The organism is Mycolicibacterium sphagni (genome assembly GCF_002250655.1).
In the GTDB taxonomy this organism is placed as follows: Bacteria; Actinomycetota; Actinomycetes; order Mycobacteriales; family Mycobacteriaceae; genus Mycobacterium; species Mycobacterium sphagni.
Genome location: NZ_NOZR01000007.1, coordinates 34898 through 49927 on the forward strand (window position 1 = coordinate 34898; position 15030 = coordinate 49927).

The 15030-nt window shown below is 68.2% G+C and carries 12 protein-coding genes; 4 read left to right on the forward strand and 8 right to left on the reverse strand.

Going from position 1 to position 15030, the window contains the following annotated elements:
* Positions 1–28: 28 nt before the first annotated feature.
* Complete coding sequence (locus CG716_RS10190; RefSeq protein WP_094479067.1) at positions 29–1003, reverse strand: alpha/beta hydrolase; 975 nt, start codon at positions 1001–1003, stop codon at positions 29–31.
* Between the two features lie 62 nt (positions 1004–1065).
* Here CG716_RS10190 and guaA point away from each other — a divergent pair, with 62 nt between their 5' ends.
* A complete protein-coding gene (gene guaA, locus CG716_RS10195; protein WP_094479069.1) occupies positions 1066–2658 on the forward strand; it encodes a glutamine-hydrolyzing GMP synthase in 1593 nt (530 codons plus the stop codon).
* Positions 2659–2671: 13 nt separating this feature from the next.
* On the opposite strand, the gene CG716_RS10200 is transcribed toward guaA, so the two are convergent.
* Complete coding sequence (locus CG716_RS10200; protein ID WP_094479071.1) at positions 2672–3559, reverse strand: fructose bisphosphate aldolase; 888 nt, start codon at positions 3557–3559, stop codon at positions 2672–2674.
* A 139-nt stretch (positions 3560–3698) separates the two neighbouring features.
* On the opposite strand from CG716_RS10200, the gene CG716_RS10205 reads away from it, so the two are divergent.
* Together CG716_RS10205 and CG716_RS10210 are read left to right on the forward strand one after the other, a co-directional pair.
* Positions 3699–4385, forward strand: a complete 687-nt coding sequence (locus tag CG716_RS10205) for a DnaE2-dependent mutagenesis accessory factor ImuA' (protein WP_094479073.1) — start codon at positions 3699–3701, stop codon at positions 4383–4385.
* On the forward strand, positions 4386–5972 hold the full coding sequence (locus CG716_RS10210) for a DNA polymerase Y family protein (protein WP_094479075.1): 1587 nt from the start codon (positions 4386–4388) through the stop codon (positions 5970–5972).
* Positions 5973–6067: 95 nt separating this feature from the next.
* Here the strand turns inward: CG716_RS10210 and CG716_RS10215 are convergent, their stop codons facing one another.
* From CG716_RS10215 to CG716_RS10230, 4 genes are all read right to left on the reverse strand, one after another.
* Positions 6068–7114 (reverse strand): nucleoside hydrolase, encoded by a 1047-nt coding sequence (locus tag CG716_RS10215; RefSeq protein WP_094479409.1) that lies wholly within the window; start codon positions 7112–7114, stop codon positions 6068–6070.
* Between the two features lie 55 nt (positions 7115–7169).
* Entirely contained in the window at positions 7170–9782 is a 2613-nt protein-coding gene (locus CG716_RS10220; RefSeq protein ID WP_094479077.1) for a LuxR C-terminal-related transcriptional regulator, read from the reverse strand.
* A gap of 60 nt (positions 9783–9842) precedes the next feature.
* Positions 9843–11741 (reverse strand): SDR family oxidoreductase, encoded by a 1899-nt coding sequence (locus tag CG716_RS10225; protein ID WP_094479079.1) that lies wholly within the window; start codon positions 11739–11741, stop codon positions 9843–9845.
* Between the two features lie 102 nt (positions 11742–11843).
* A complete protein-coding gene (locus CG716_RS10230) occupies positions 11844–12551 on the reverse strand; it encodes a histidine phosphatase family protein (RefSeq protein ID WP_094479081.1) in 708 nt (235 codons plus the stop codon).
* Between the two features lie 92 nt (positions 12552–12643).
* Between CG716_RS10230 and CG716_RS10235 the strand changes: the two genes are divergently transcribed.
* Positions 12644–13510, forward strand: coding sequence for a MaoC family dehydratase (locus CG716_RS10235; protein ID WP_094479083.1), 867 nt, complete (start codon positions 12644–12646; stop codon positions 13508–13510).
* Here CG716_RS10235 and CG716_RS10240 read toward each other — a convergent pair.
* Entirely contained in the window at positions 13507–14232 is a 726-nt protein-coding gene (locus CG716_RS10240) for a VIT1/CCC1 transporter family protein (RefSeq protein WP_207760631.1), read from the reverse strand. The two genes, CG716_RS10235 and CG716_RS10240, sit on opposite strands and share 4 nt — an antisense overlap.
* On the reverse strand, positions 14229–14924 hold the full coding sequence (locus tag CG716_RS10245; RefSeq protein WP_094479410.1) for a DUF899 domain-containing protein: 696 nt from the start codon (positions 14922–14924) through the stop codon (positions 14229–14231). The genes CG716_RS10240 and CG716_RS10245 overlap by 4 nt, the downstream gene beginning before the upstream one ends.
* Positions 14925–15030 lie beyond the last annotated feature (106 nt).

Consider the following 15030-nt stretch of genomic DNA (forward strand, 5'->3'; position numbering starts at 1 on the left):
CTGGAGAACATGCCTGCTGCGGGCAAACTCAGAGGTGGCTGCGCAGGTGTTCCATCAGGCTGCTGCGAAATGCCTGCATCGCAGGTACTTTGGCGGCCACGCCATCGGCACCGTGGTACATCCCCGGTACGGTCACCAGCTCGCATTCGACACCGGCGGCCGTCAGCCGCTCGGCGTAGTCGACGGATTCGTCGTAGAACAGGTCGAGGTCGCCCACACCGATCCACGCCGGCGCCAGGCCGGACAGGTTTTCTCGCCGCGCCGGGGCCGCATACTCGGGTGCATCCGCTTCGCGTGGTGGCCGGCCGAGATACGCCGTCCAGCCGAGCCGATTGGAGGCCGGAGTCCACAGGAACCGGCCACGTCCGTCGTGGTCGCCGCGCAACACGGTGCGGTCGTCGATCATCGGGTAGGCCATTGCCTGGGCCCGCAACCGGATTCCCTCGTCGTGGGCGCGCTGTGCGACGGCGGCGGTCAGGCCGCCACCGGCGCTCGACCCGGTGACCGCGATGCGATCCGGATCGATGCCCAGTTCGGCGGCGTTGTCCCGGATCCAGTACAGGGTGGCCATGCAGTCGTCCAAGCCGGCCGGGAAGGGATCCTCGGGGGCCAGGCGGTAGTCGGGGGAGACGACGACGGCGCCCAGTGCACGGGCGAGGGCGGCGCTGCCCCTGATCTCCGACTGAGGGGAACCCACCACCATGCCGCCGCCGTGGATGTAGAGCACCGCCGCCGAACTTCTGTTTGTGGGCGTCAGCACGAGCACTAGTCGCCCGGCTACCACGCGCTTGGCCAGGGTGACCCCAGCGCCTGGCGGGATCGGGATGCGGCCGGCCAGTCTGGTGACCTTCAACGACCGCGTGGTGGTGTCGACGGCCAACATCGGCAGCAGCGGGCTGCGCAGCTCGGCGGGTACGGCGGAGAGGCCGTCGCGGCCCGACAAGTAGCGGCGCAGCGCCAGTGCGGCCACGGCGACGGTCACCGCGGCGGGCAGGGCTTTCATCAGCGAAAGGCTACCTGCGGCGGTGCGGCGGGTCGGCCGATCCGCCGCACTAGACTCGATCCGTGACATCCTCATCGCCTCGTCCCGTCTTGGTGGTCGACTTCGGTGCCCAGTACGCCCAGCTGATCGCCCGGCGAGTCCGGGAAGCCCGGGTGTTCTCCGAGGTCATCCCGCACACCACGACCGTCGAGGAGATCAAGGCCAAGGATCCGCAGGCCATCGTCCTATCCGGTGGGCCGGCCAGTGTGTACGCCGACGGCGCCCCTCAGCTGGACCCGGCCGTATTCGACCTCGACGTGCCGGTGTTCGGCATCTGCTACGGCTTTCAGGCCATGGCTCAGGTGCTCGGCGGGACCGTCGCGCGCACGGGCACCAGCGAATACGGACGCACCGAACTGGAAGTGCTTGGCGGCGAACTGCATTCAGGCCTGCCCGGCAAGCAGCCGGTCTGGATGAGCCACGGCGACGCGGTCACCTCCGCACCGGACGGGTTCGAGGTGGTGGCCGTCAGCTCCGGAGCACCGGTCGCTGCGTTCGAGGACCGGGCCCGGCGGCTGGCCGGGGTGCAGTACCACCCCGAGGTCATGCACACCCCCCACGGCCAGCAGATTTTGACCAGATTCCTGCACGACTTCGCCGGGATCGACGCCGCGTGGACGCCGGCCAACATCGCCGAGAGCCTGATTGAGCAGGTGCGCGAACAGATCGGCGACGCTCATGCGATCTGCGGATTGTCCGGCGGCGTCGACTCTGCGGTGGCCGCTGCGCTGGTCCAGCGGGCTATCGGAGACCGGCTGACCTGTGTGTTCGTCGACCACGGACTGTTACGCGCTGGGGAGCGTGAACAGGTACAAAGGGATTTCGTCGCCGCGACAGGTGCCAAGCTGGTCACGATCGACGCCGAAGAGCGTTTCCTGCAAGCACTTACGGGTGTTCACGATCCCGAAGGTAAACGCAAGATCATCGGCCGCGAGTTCATCCGCGCATTCGAGGGGGCGGTGCGTGACATCGTGGCCGACGGCGGCCCTGCCGACGAGCGCTCGCCCGAGAAGCCGACTGGAGAGGTCGAATTCCTGGTTCAGGGCACCCTGTATCCCGACGTCGTCGAGTCCGGCGGTGGTACGGGGACGGCAAACATCAAGAGCCACCACAATGTTGGCGGTCTGCCGGCAGATCTGAAGTTCAAGCTCGTCGAACCCCTGCGGCTGCTGTTCAAGGATGAGGTCCGAGCGGTGGGCCGGGAGCTCGGCTTGCCGGAGGAAATCGTTGCCCGCCAGCCCTTCCCGGGGCCCGGGCTGGGTATCCGGATCGTCGGCGAGGTGACGGCGTCGCGGCTGGACACGCTGCGCCGTGCCGACCTGATCGCCCGCGAGGAGCTGACCTCAGCCGGTCTGGACGGCCAGATCTGGCAGTGCCCGGTGGTGCTGCTGGCCGACGTCCGTTCGGTCGGTGTGCAGGGCGACGGACGCACCTACGGCCATCCGATCGTGCTGCGGCCGGTGTCCAGTGAGGACGCCATGACGGCCGACTGGACGCGGGTGCCCTATGAGGTGCTGGAGCGCATCTCCACGCGTATCACCAACGAGGTGCCCGAGGTGAACCGGGTGGTGCTCGATGTCACGAGCAAGCCCCCCGGCACCATCGAGTGGGAGTAGGACGTGGGAGGGACTAAGTCCCTGAGGCGGCAGCGATTTCGGCGATCGCTTCGTCGAGGGTCTTGTCGAACGCGTCGTCGCTCTGCTGCGCGGTCAGCCCCTCGGTCAGCGCCCTTGAGAAGCTGGCGATGACGCCGTGGTTGCGGGCCAGCCGCTCGCAGGCCTCGGTGCGGGAGTAGCCGCCGGACAGGGCCAGCACCCGCATCACCTTGGGATGCTCGACAAACTCGCGATAGAGGTCGTCGGTGTCGGGCAGGGTGAGCTTGAGCATCACCTGCTCTTCGGGGCCGAGGGCGTTGAGGCGACTCAGGATTGCGGCCTTGAGCTGTTCTTCGGCCTCGCCCTTCTTGGGGCTGTGGATGTCGACCTCCGGCTCGATGATCGGCACGAGTCCGGCGCCCAGGATCTGGCGGGCCACCTCGAATTGCTGGTCGACCACCGCGTCCAGTCCGGCGCCGGGCAGCGTGATGACCGAGCGCATCTTGGTGCCGAAGATGCCCTTGTCGACCGCGCGGGCCAGCAGCTCGTTCAGGCCGCTGATGGGCTTCATCAACGCAGCGCCGTCGTTCTCGGCCTCAAGACCCTTGTCGACCTTGAGGATCGGCACGACCTTCTTGACGTTCCACAGATAGTCGGCGGTCGGGCGGCCCTCGATCTCGCGGTCCATGGTCATCTCGAACAGGATCGCGGCGATGATCCGATCCCCGTTGAAGCTCGGGCTGGTGATGATCCGGGTGCGCATCTCGTGCACCAGATCGAACATCTGCTCGTCGCCGGAGTAGGCGTCCTCGGCGATGCCGTAGAGCTTCAGTGCCTTGGGGGTGCTACCGCCACTCTGATCGAGCGCGGCAACAAAGCCGGCGCCGTGGGCGACCTTCTCAGCCTGTTCGATGTTCGTCATGCCTGCATCGTGCCAGGTGCGTTTTCGGCCCCGTTCGGGGGAGCGACTCCCGCTTGACGCTGTCGGCGGGGGGGTGTTTACTCGGGTATCGAACATACATTCGAACACAGTGAACGCGGATCGCAGCTGGAGGTGGGCGATGACGGCGGCGATTGCCCTGGAAAAACGACAACTTGACCGTGCTGAACAGCTACAACAGCTTAGGCGCCAGATGGCGGCGGTGTCCGGGAAAGTCGGTGTCGCCGGGCCTGTTGCGGATGTGGCAAATGAGGCGATTCCGGCCTCGGAGAGTTTGCTAGAGATTCCCGAATCGCTGGCTGGGCCGCTGCCGAAAGGGTTGCCGCGCGGTGTGGTCGCAGTGGTGTCGGGGGCCCGCTCGCTGCCGGTGAGCATGGCCGCGGCGGTAACCGCCGGCGGTGGGCATGTGGCCGTTGTCGGGCTGCCGGACTTCGGCCTGCTGGCCGCCGCGGAGATGGGCGCGGACCTGAGTCGGCTGGCGGTGATCCCCGACCCCGGCACCGATCCCGTCGAGGTGGCCGCGGTGCTGATGGACGGGATGGATCTGGTGGTACTCGGCCTGGCCGGCGGGACGGTGACCGCCACCCGCGCCAGAGCGGTGGTGGCCCGGGCCAGGCAGAAAGGTTGCACTCTGCTGGTTGCGCGGGGGGATTGGCAGGGCGCGACGATGCGCCTGGATGCGCGAGTGAGCGGCTATGAGACCACCGCTGGTCGCGGCGGTGCGGCAGTGCCGGGTTCCGGACGGATCAGCCGAGTGCGGTTGTCCGTCCGGGCGCATGGCCGCGTGACCCGGTCCCGGGTGGGCTGAATGACCGGCCGCGCGCTGGCGATCTGGTGCATGGACTGGCCGGCGGTCGCCGCCGCCGCGGCGGCCGGTCTGCCGGCGACAGCCCCGGTCGCGGTCACCCTGGCCAACCGGGTGATCGCCTGCTCGGCGGCGGCCCGCGCGGCTGGGGTACGCCGTACTCTGCGCCGGCGCGAGGCGCAGGCGCGATGCCCGCAGTTGCATGTGGTCACCGCTGACCCGGCCCGCGACGCCCGCTACTTCGAGGGGGTGACGGCGGCGGTCGACGAGGTGGTGCCCCGCGCCGAGGTGCTGCGGCCAGGACTGCTGGTGTTGTCGGTTCGCGGCGCGGCGCGCTACTTCGGTTCCGAACCGGCCGCCGCCGAGCGGCTGGTCGACGCTGTCGCCGCCGCGGGTGCCGAATGCCAGGTGGGGATTGCCGACCAGTTGCCGACGGCTGTCTTCGCCGCGCGCGCCGGCCGGATGATCGAAACCGGGGGGGACGCGGCGTTTCTGTCGGCGTTGTCCATCCGCCAGCTGTCCGCCGAGCCCAGCCTGTCCGGCCCAGGCCGGGAAGAATTGGCGGATCTGTTGTGGCGCATGGGTATCCGTAATCTTGGTCAGTTCGCGGCTTTGTCCCGTAGCGATGTGGCTTCCCGGTTCGGGGCCGACGCGGTGGCAGCGCACCGCTTCGCCCGCGGTGAACCGGCGCGCGGGCCGTCCGGTCGTGAGCCGGCGGCCGACCTCGATGCGGTCCTGCACTGCGAGCCGCCGGTCGACCGGGTCGACGCGGCCGCATTCGCCGGCCGGTCACTGGCCGGCGCCCTGCATCGCAGCCTGGAGGCGGCGGGTGTGGGATGCACCCGATTGGCCATCCACGCCCTCACTGCGGGAGGCGGTGAGCTGACCCGGGTTTGGCGGTGTGCCGAACCGCTGACCGAGGACGCCACCGCCGACCGGGTGCGCTGGCAGCTCGACGGCTGGCTCAATCGGCGCAACCCGGACGACCGGCCGAACTCGCCGGTGACGGTGTTGCGGCTGCAGCCGGTGGAAGTTGTTTCCGCAGAAGCGCTTCAGCTTCCGCTGTGGGGCGGTGTCGGGGAGCAGGATCGCTTGCGGGCCCGCCGGGCGCTTGTCCGGGTGCAGGGGTTGCTGGGCCAGGAAGCTGTCCAGCTGCCGGTGTTGTCCGGCGGTCGCGGTCCAGCCGAGCGCATCACCTTGACACCGCTCGGCGACGAGTTGGTACCGCGGGCCGACCCGTACCGGCCCTGGCCCGGCCAGCTGCCCGAGCCCGCCCCGGCGGTGATCCTCGACGATCCAGTGGAATTGCTTGATGCCCAAGGAAACCCGGTGCGGGTGACTGGGCGCGGGATGTTCACTGCCGAACCGGCGAGTTTGGACGGTGCGGGCCCCCACTATCGGGGCGCGCTGAGCTGGTGGGCCGGGCCGTGGCCGGTGGACGAACGCTGGTGGGATCAGGGCGAACAGTCCAGGGCCGGCCGGACGGCACGCGCACAGGTGCTGGTGGACACCCGGCCCGGTGAGCCGGGAGCCGCGCTGCTGCTGTGCTACCGGCAGCGCCGGTGGTATCTGGAAGGCGTCTACGAATGAGCCGGCGACACCGCCTACATGTCGGCTTGCAGCCACGCTGGTTATCTGTCGGCTTGCAGCCACGCTGGTTATCTGTCGGCTTGCAGCCACGCTGGTTATCTGTCGGCTTGCAGCCGACGTGCAAACGGGCCGACCCGTTCGATGAACCGGTCGAAGAACGCCGCCGGATCGACCCCGACACCGACGTGCGCGTTCGATTCCCGGCCCCACCGATGGCTCCAGTCCGCGATGGTCATGCCGCGGGTCAGGGTCCCGGTGAGCTCGACGTCGACCGTGGCGGCCCGGGTCTGGACCAGGCTGGGATCCAGAGCCACCGCGGCTGCCAGGGGGTCGTGCAGGTGAGCCAGGAAACCTTCGCCCTGATCGAAATGAAACTCGAAGTAAAACCGCATCGCATCCTCGAGCGTGCGGATCAACGTGTTGTCGGCGGTCGAGCGCGTGCCCCGGGAATCGAGCACGCTCATAGCCGTCGTGGTCGCCCCCGATGCGGCGGCCAGCCGGCTCAGCAGCGTCGGCGTCAACATGATGTTCTCGGTCAGGTTCAGCCCGCACACGATCGGAAGCTGATGCTGCTGAATCACTTTGGCATCCGCGGCCCGCCCCCACGCATCGAAGACCTCGGCTGCGGCCTCCGGGTCGACGCTGATGTTCCACTCTGACACCGGGGTGGTGTTACCGCGATAGTCGAAGGAGCCACCCATGATGACCAGTCGCCGCAACAGCGACGGCAGGTTGGGCTCATCACGCACGGCCAGTGCCAGATTGGTCAGCGGACCGGTGACCAGGCCGATCAGTTCGCCGGGCATGGCGTGGGCGGCGCGCACCCACGCCTCGGCCGAGTCGTAACCGGTGAGTTCGCGTTGGTGTAGCGGAAGTTCGGCATAGCCCAGCCCGGCCGGGCCGTGGGTGTCTTCGGCGGTGCGCATCGCGGCGCTCAATGGTTGGTCGGCGCCCCGGGATACCGGAATGGCGGTGGCCCCGCACAGTTCGAGTAGCCCGAGGTTGTTGCGGCACACCTGATCCACGTCGACATTGCCACCGGTGGAGGCGATTCCGACCAGGTTCGCGTCGGAGCTGGCCAGCAAATACACCAGTGCCATCGCGTCGTCGACGCCGGTGTCCACATCGGCGAAAACGGGCAGCGCAGAAGCCTGGTCTTCCCCGACGCTCACCGTGGTAACGATACCCGTCTGGCTTTCAACCCAGGTGACGGCGCGGGCCACCTTCTCGGATGATCGCGGCCAGGCCATCGCGATCGGACACACCGAGTTTCAGGCAGGCCCGATATACGTGGCCCTCGACGGTGCGGACCGAAACCGATAGCCGCTCGGCGATCTCGCGGTTCGACGAACCGGCGGCGACCAGCTCGGCGACCTCGAGCTCACGCGCGGTCACCGGCAGGGGTCGCGCCGCAGCCCGAATCGCGGGGGAGGAGGCACCTCCACACAATGCCGCCAGACGCATTGCGCGGGTGACTGATTCGATCTCCCGACGCCGCGCATTGCGTTGCTCATGGATCCCGGCTGCCTGTGCGGCGGCGTCGGCGGCCGACAACAACACCCCGGCCTCTTCGAAATCGATGCTGACCGCGTCGAGCGCACCGGCGTCGGAGTCGGCCACGGCGGCGGCGTGCCGGGCATACAACTGCGGCAGCGGCCCGTCGACGACCGCCGCCAGAGATTGCAGGCGGTGGGACACCTTGCGGTCGCCGAACCGCGCCGCGTCGTGCAACGCCTCGGCCTCCACGGCGAACTGGCCGCTGCGGTGAGCCGCGTCGGCGGCCGCGCGGGACAGCTCGACGCCCCGGCGCGCAGAGCCCCGCGCCGCGGCGATCCAGGCCTTGACGGCCAACACTTGCGGGTCGAATAACGCCACCGTGGGTCCGGAATGTTCGGCGGCCTCCGTCAACAGCCGGTCGGCCTCGTCGGGCCGGCCCGAGCCGGCATAGGCGCGGGCCAGCAGAAGCCGGCCGGGCAGCCGCCACGGCAGTGAGGTCTCGGCGTTGAGCGCGGCCAGTGCCTGCTTGGTGGTCGGGATCGCCTCGGCGAACCTGCCGCGAGACGTCGCCACGAGTGCGGTCATCATCTTGGCGACCGCCCATCCCAGAAACTCGCCGGACGACGAGAACTCGCCATATGCCACCGCGTGCTTTTCGGCCTCGTCCAGTTCGCCGGTGTACACCAAGGCCAGTACCTCGCCGTATCGGGCGAGCATCCGAATCAGGCCGTCGGTGGACTTCTGCGCGTCGAAGGAGCGCTCGGCGATGTCGATGAAGTCGCCGCCGCGGCCGGCCAACGGCATCGCCAGACCGGCCGCGAACGCAGCCGTCTCCACCGCTTGTTTCGGTGCGCCGGGATTGGCCAACACCGCCTCGGCCATTGCCATACCTTCGGACAGCCGGTTCTCGAAAATCGTGAACGCAGCGTCGGCAGCGTCGACCATCGGCCGCAGTATCGGGTTGCTCACCCGACGCCGCAGCAACTCCATCACCTCTCGAGCACGGGCGGCCTCGCCGAGCGACCAGAACACGATCGACGCCCGGGGGATACCCCACAGCACCAGCTGACCCTCGTCGAGATCGTCAGGGTCGAACTCGGCCAGGACCTCGTCGGCCTCATCGGGACGGCCCTGCCACATCAGCGCCCTGGACAATAGGTGTGCTGCTTGCATTCCGTGCTCACGTTCGAATGCGGTGCGCGCCAGCCGTTCACCCAGCGGTGCATTCGCAAGCGACACTGCGTCTTTGGCCGCCGTGACCAGCAGGCCGGTGTCGGCGGTCTGATCGCTGTCCAGATACAGCTGGGCGACCCGGATCCGGCCGGCTGCCGACGTCGGCGTGTGCCGGTTGAGGACCGTGACGATCTGACCGCGCAGCATGCGGGCTGACGCCGTGCCGATCTGCCGCCGTACCACGTCACCGTAGAGCGGATGGCTGATCCGCGCGTGCAGGTCTGGTCCGGCACGGTCGATCCGGATCAGATGCGCCTTCTCGGCCGCATCGATGGCCTGCTCGCCGGCGAGCTCCACCAGCGCGTTGATGTCCAGCGGTTCACACAGCGCCAGCAGGCGCAGCACCGTGACAGCTTCGGGGTCGGTGCTGTCGAACCGGTTCTCGAGCAGGGTGGCCAGTCCCGACGACACCGTCGTCGCCCCGCGCAACTGCCAGACGCCGTTGACCTCGCTCAGGGTGCCGGCTTCCAACGCCGCCTCGACCATGTGCCGCAGGAACAGCGGGTTGCCTCCGGACTGTGTCCAGATGACGTTGGCGCTCAACTCCTCCAGGGTGCCGCCCAGCACCGACTCCACCAAGGAGACGCATTCACCCCTGCTGAACGGCTCCAAGTCGATGCGACGCAGATAGCCGTCCTTCCACAGCGTCATCACCGAATCGGGCACGGCTTCGCCGCTGCGTACCGTCGCAACGATCGACCCGGTGCGTTCCACCGCGATCTGGTGCAGCAGGGTGGCCGATAACTGGTCGAGCAGGTGAGCGTCGTCGACGCCGATCACCGCGGGCCCGTCGGCCAGCAGGGACTCGCGTGCCGAGACCAGCAGTTCGATCGGATCCCGCGCGTCGGTGGGTTTGACCCACTGGGCGAACACTCCGAGCGGGATGCTGCTCGACGAGGTGGTGCACGCGGCCCAGCGGGTGCGGCCCGGTAGCGACGCGGTGACTGAGCGGGCCAGGGTGGTCTTGCCGACTCCGGCAGCGCCGGTGATCACCACGCCAGAGGTTTCGCTGTCGGACAGCGCGGATGCGATGACCTCGTGCTTGGCGGGCCGCCATAGTAGCTGCCAACCCGTCGTCATGCGGTCAGGATAAGTGGCTGCCCCGCCTGCCGCTGAGTCTCGCGCGGAATTTAGCTCAGCTCACCAGTTCACGCCGGGCACCAGCCGCACGACTCGTTTGACCGGGCGCGGTGTGCGAAGCCGCACCGCCGGCCGGCGCGGGCCCGGAGCCGAAGCCCGCGGGACCTCACCGCGTGCGGCCGCCGAGTCCGGGTAGCCCAGGTAGAGCTGGTGCAGCACCCGGCGAGCCAACTTCGGCGTGAAGTACTGGCCGGCGTCGGCCAAGGTCCCCAGCGGCGTATCGATCCGCACTGGTTTGTCCACCAGCCCGCGCACCACCATCGCCGCCGCATGTTCGGCACTGATCGGAGGCACCGGGTTGAGGCGCCCAGACGGCGCGATCATCGGTGTCTTCACCAACGGCATATGGATCGTGGTGAACGTGATGTTGTCCGACAGGGTCTCCGAGGCGACCACATCGGTGAACGCATCAAGTGCGGCCTTGGTCGGCAGATACGCGCTGTACTTGGGATTGCGGGCCTGCACCCCGGCGCTGGACACGTTGACCACGTGACCGAATCGGCGCGCCTGCCAGTGCGGCAGCAGTGCCAGCACCATGCGCACCGCGCCGAAGTAGTTGACGGCCATTACTCGCTCGTAGTCGTGCAACCGGTCGGTGGAGGCACTCACCGAGCGCCGAATCGAGCGGCCGGCGTTGTTGACCAGATAGTCGACATGGCCGAAGCGGCCGAGGATTTCGGCGATCGTTGCGTCGACGGACTCGGTATCGGTGACATCGCAGCTGAAGGCGAATGCCCGGCCGCCGTCAGCGGTGATCTCCGCGACGAGCTCCTCCAGCGCTGCGCCGTTGCGCGCCAAGGCGAATACCGTGGCGCCCCGCGCGGCCACCGCCACCGCCGAGGCCCGGCCGATGCCGCTGGATGCGCCGGTGATGATCACGTGCCTGCCCACGAGCGGGCCGTCCGGATCATCCGACCGATTGAGCCCGGGATCGAGATGCTCGGCCCAGTAGCGCCACAACGCGGGAGCGTAGGACTCGAACGATGGAGGTTCGATTCTCCCGGCGCTCAACGCTTCTCGGGTGTACTCGGAACGAAATACCGCAGCGGTCTCGAGGCTGTCGATGGCCTCAGGTGGCACGCCGAGCTGTGTTACTGCCATGTCCCGCAACACCTTTGTCCGCCCGCGCGCCACGAGTAGAGGATTGATCACCCTGCGGGGCAACCCGCCCCGCAGGGGCGGCAATTCGGCGCAGCGGGCAACGGCCCGGTAGATCTGGCGCAGCCCGACCGATTCGAGCGCGGTCAGGTGGAAGGTCTGCCCGTCGCGGTCCTCGGAGTGCATCAGCTCGATCAGTGCAGCGACGACGTAGTCAACCGGGACGACGTTGATCCGGCCGACGTCGGGCATCAAGACCGGCGTCACCGACGGGAGCCCGGAAAGACGGGCCAGCAGTCCGAAGACGTGGTACGGCCCGGTGATGCGCTCGGTCTCGCCAGTGCATGAGTCGCCGACGATCACCCCGGTGCGATAGATCCGGAACCGCACATCGGACGTCGAACGGACCAGCTGCTCGGCGTCGAACGCCGCCTGATGGCTGCGGCTGGGCAGTTGCTGGCCGACATCGAAATCGTCCTCGGTGTACTCCCCGGCGAAATCGCCTGCCACCGCGACCGAGGACAGCTGGTGCAGTATGGCTGCCGCTTGGCGGCTGAGCTCGAGTGCTGCCTCAGTGTCGGCGGATCGGCAGTTCACGACGTGGTCGGGGCGCACCGGCGTGCTGTCGCCCGATAGCGCATGTACCCGATCACCCCAGTCCGCGGCCTGCTGTGCGAACCGGGCCTGCGCCGGCGGATCGTCGACGGTCACCCACACCTCGGCGTCGACGGAGTGGTCGAGCAGGCCGGCCACGATCCGGCTGCCAAGAAACCCGGTACCGCCGGTAACGACATAACGCATGGGTCATCTTCGATCGCCGATCGCGCCGAGGTCAATGGGTCGACGCAAGTCGCTCCCTAAACCACTCCGATGCAGCTACATGCGCCCACGTCAGCGGCGATTTCAGAACTGGGTGATGCCGTCCCAGTCCACCAGCGTCCACCCGATCGCGGGGTTGCCGGTCAGCACCACCCGGCCGGTGTTGGGCAACGGGTGATCGGTCGCCAGGCTGTCCTTGGCGTTGCGCGCGTTCATCAGTGTCCACAACGTGATCGAGGCGGCGCTGGAGAATGCGACCGGCTTGTTGTTGCCGCTCTCGTAGATGCGTTGCACCGCCCCGGTGAACTTCGCGTTGAAGTCGGTGCCGCTGACCGATCCCGGGATGCGGAAGCTGGTGTCGCCGCGCAGCCAGTCGGCCGGGGCCACCATGTAGGTGATGGCGGCCTTGTCGGCCTTGCCGCCGTTGAACCAGCCGGCGGAGATCTCATTGAGGCCGGGCAGCACGGTGACCTGTTCGTTGAGCGCGGTGGACATCGGTGCCGCGGTCTGCTGGGTGCGGACCATCTCCGAGGCGTAGATGCCGTCGTACTTGTTGCTTTCCAACCGGCCGGCCGCGGCTGCGGCCTGCTGCTGCCCGGTCGGTGTCAGCGCCGGCCCTGGCACCGAGGTGTCGATGATGCCGTTCGCGTTGGCCTCCGACTCCGCGTGACGGATGAACGTCAGCGTGATCGTGCGCTCGCTCGGCGTGGACGAACTGCAGGAGGCGACGAGCACGGCTGCCAACAAAGCGGCGACGGTCGCGACGACGGCCCGGGCGCGGGAAGCATGCATGGTTCTAGCCTGCCCTTTCGACCGCTGTGTTGGGTGCAATTGGCGCAGTGCGACGATGGAGTTTCTCCATCCACGACCCCAGGAGTGCGGCAATGCCCATCGACCCCACGGCAATCGGAGCTGTCACCGACGCTCAGCCCTATCAGTGGACCGACCGCGACACCATGCTCTACGCCCTCGGGGTGGGCGCGGGCACCGACGACCTGCCATTCACCACCGACAACAGCCACGACATCGCCCAGCAGGTGCTGCCGACCTTCGCCGTCATCTGCTGCCCGGCATTCGGGGCCGCCACCAAGGTGGGCTCGTTCAACTGGGGCATGCTGCTGCACGGTTCACAGGAGATCCGCTTGCATGCGCCGCTGCCCGCCTCCGGTGAGCTGTCGGTGGTCTCCGAAGTCGCCGACATCCAGGACAAGGGTGAGGGCAAAAACGCGATCATCGTGATGCGCGGCAAGGGCACCGATCCGGCGACCGGCAAGTTGATCGCCGAGACACTGTCGACCGCCGTCATCCGCGGCGAGGGCGGCTTCGGCGGACAGCCCGGTCAGCGACCCGCCGCTCCGGAGTTCCCTGACCGCGAGCCCGACGCCCGCATCTCGATGCCGACCCGGGACGACCAGGCGTTGATCTACCGGCTCTCCGGTGACCGCAACCCGCTGCACAGCGATCCGTGGTTCGCCCGCGAGTTGGCCGGTTTCGACAGGCCGATCCTGCACGGGCTGTGCACCTACGGATTCGCCGGGCGGGCACTGCTTTCCGAGCTTGCCGGCAATGACTCTGCGAAACTCACCGCCGTCAGTGCGCGGTTCTCGGCGCCGGTATTCCCCGGTGAAACCCTCACGACCTCGATCTGGCGCACCGAGCCCGGAAGAGCGGTCTACCGCACCGAGGCCAGTGGCCCCGACGGCGCAAACACGCGGATCGTGCTCGACGACGGCACAGCCGAATACAGCTAACCCACGGCGCCGCCGACTAGGTGGCCGATGGCGAACGTGATCGCCATGGCCAGTGCGCCGCCGATGAGCACCCGCACCGTTGCGCGTTTGGCGTCGGCGCCACCGAGGCGGGCGCTGATCAAGCCGGTGACCGCCAGGGCGATGAGAACTGCGGCGACGGTGATCGGAATGCGCAGCGCCGGCGGCGGCAACAGGATCGCCAGCAGCGGCAGCAACGCACCCACGGTAAACGCGATCGCCGAGGAGATGGCGGCCTGCCACGGGTTGGTCAGTTCCTGGGGGTCGATGCCCAGTTCGATGTCGATGTGCGCGGCGAACGCGTCGTGGTCGGTGAGTTCCTCGGCGACGGTGCGCGCCGTTGCCGGCGACAGCCCTTTGGCTTCATAGAGCGCGGCGAGTTCGTCGAGTTCGGCCGCGGGCTGGGTGTCCAGCTCGGTGCGCTCCTTTTTCAGGAGCGCCTTCTCAGTGTCGCGCTGCGCGCTGACCGACACGTACTCGCCGAGCGCCATCGACAGCGCCCCGGCGGCCAGCCCCGCCGTGCCCGCGGTGAAGATCGGCGCGCGGTCCAGGGTGGCGGCGGCCACACCGACGACGATTCCGGCGACGGAGACGATACCGTCGTTGGCGCCGAGTACCCCGGCGCGCAGCCAGTTGAGTTTGCTACCGATCGCCCCGACGTGCGGTTCGGCGGCATGTACGGACGGGTCTGGAGTCGATGTCACGTGTGCAGCGTAGGGCTTTCGCCGTATGCGCGCGCAATGTCGGCAGAGCCTGCCCACCCCGAATATGTCGGCCGTTGCGGCCATCCGTCGGGGGAGTCTTGCCACTCCTCCTGACGACCCCACGGCAGCACGTCGATGAGGGCGAATGAGTGGCTAAGTTGTTCGGTACCACGGCCGTTGGTGTGCCAGGTTCTGTACACGTAGCCGTCGCCGTCACGCAGGAACACGTTCACCCCGAATCCCTCACCCGGCCCGGCTTCGACGTCGGCGCCGAACGTGCTGTCCGATGACGAGTACCAGTCCATCGCGTTGCCGACTCTGGCCTTGTACGCCAAAGCTTCTGAGATCGGTCCGTTGGTGACGATGACGAATCGGGCGTCGTAGCTGTCCAGGAATTCCAGCCGGGTGAACTGCGAGGTGAACCCGGTGCATCCCGGGCACTGCCACTCCTCGCCATCGGTCCACATGTGGTTGTAGACGATCAGTTGCGAACGCCCGTCGAACACGTCGGCCAGCGAGACGGCCCCGTCGGCGCCGATCAGGGTGTAGTCGGGCATTCGGACCATCGGCAGTCGCCGGCGTTGCGCGGCGATGGCGTCGAGTTCACGGGTGGCGGCCTTTTCTCGCGCGCGCAGGTCGTCGAGCGCGGCGCGCCAGGTCTGTTGGTCGACTACCGGGGGCAGGGCGGACATACGAGGCTCCTTGTCGTCGGGTTCCGTCACAAGGGTTGACTCGGCGCGCCCCCGTTAGTCATCGGGCGGCGGGGTCGACGAGGCTCGTCGCCCATTCCCCCAAGCT

Bases quoted from the DNA above. Each gene is read 5' to 3' on its own strand.
- CG716_RS10190 (WP_094479067.1), bottom strand. From the start codon at position 1,003: ATGAAAGCCCTGCCCGCCGCGGTGACCGTCGCCGTGGCCGCACTGGCG.
- CG716_RS10200 (WP_094479071.1), bottom strand. From the start codon at position 3,559: ATGACGAACATCGAACAGGCTGAGAAGGTCGCCCACGGCGCCGGCTTT.
- CG716_RS10205 (WP_094479073.1), top strand. From the start codon at position 3,699: ATGACGGCGGCGATTGCCCTGGAAAAACGACAACTTGACCGTGCTGAA.
- CG716_RS10210 (WP_094479075.1), top strand. From the start codon at position 4,386: ATGACCGGCCGCGCGCTGGCGATCTGGTGCATGGACTGGCCGGCGGTC.
- CG716_RS10220 (WP_094479077.1), bottom strand. From the start codon at position 9,782: ATGACGACGGGTTGGCAGCTACTATGGCGGCCCGCCAAGCACGAGGTC.
- CG716_RS10225 (WP_094479079.1), bottom strand. From the start codon at position 11,741: ATGCGTTATGTCGTTACCGGCGGTACCGGGTTTCTTGGCAGCCGGATC.
- CG716_RS10230 (WP_094479081.1), bottom strand. From the start codon at position 12,551: ATGCATGCTTCCCGCGCCCGGGCCGTCGTCGCGACCGTCGCCGCTTTG.
- CG716_RS10235 (WP_094479083.1), top strand. From the start codon at position 12,644: ATGCCCATCGACCCCACGGCAATCGGAGCTGTCACCGACGCTCAGCCC.
- CG716_RS10245 (WP_094479410.1), bottom strand. From the start codon at position 14,924: ATGTCCGCCCTGCCCCCGGTAGTCGACCAACAGACCTGGCGCGCCGCG.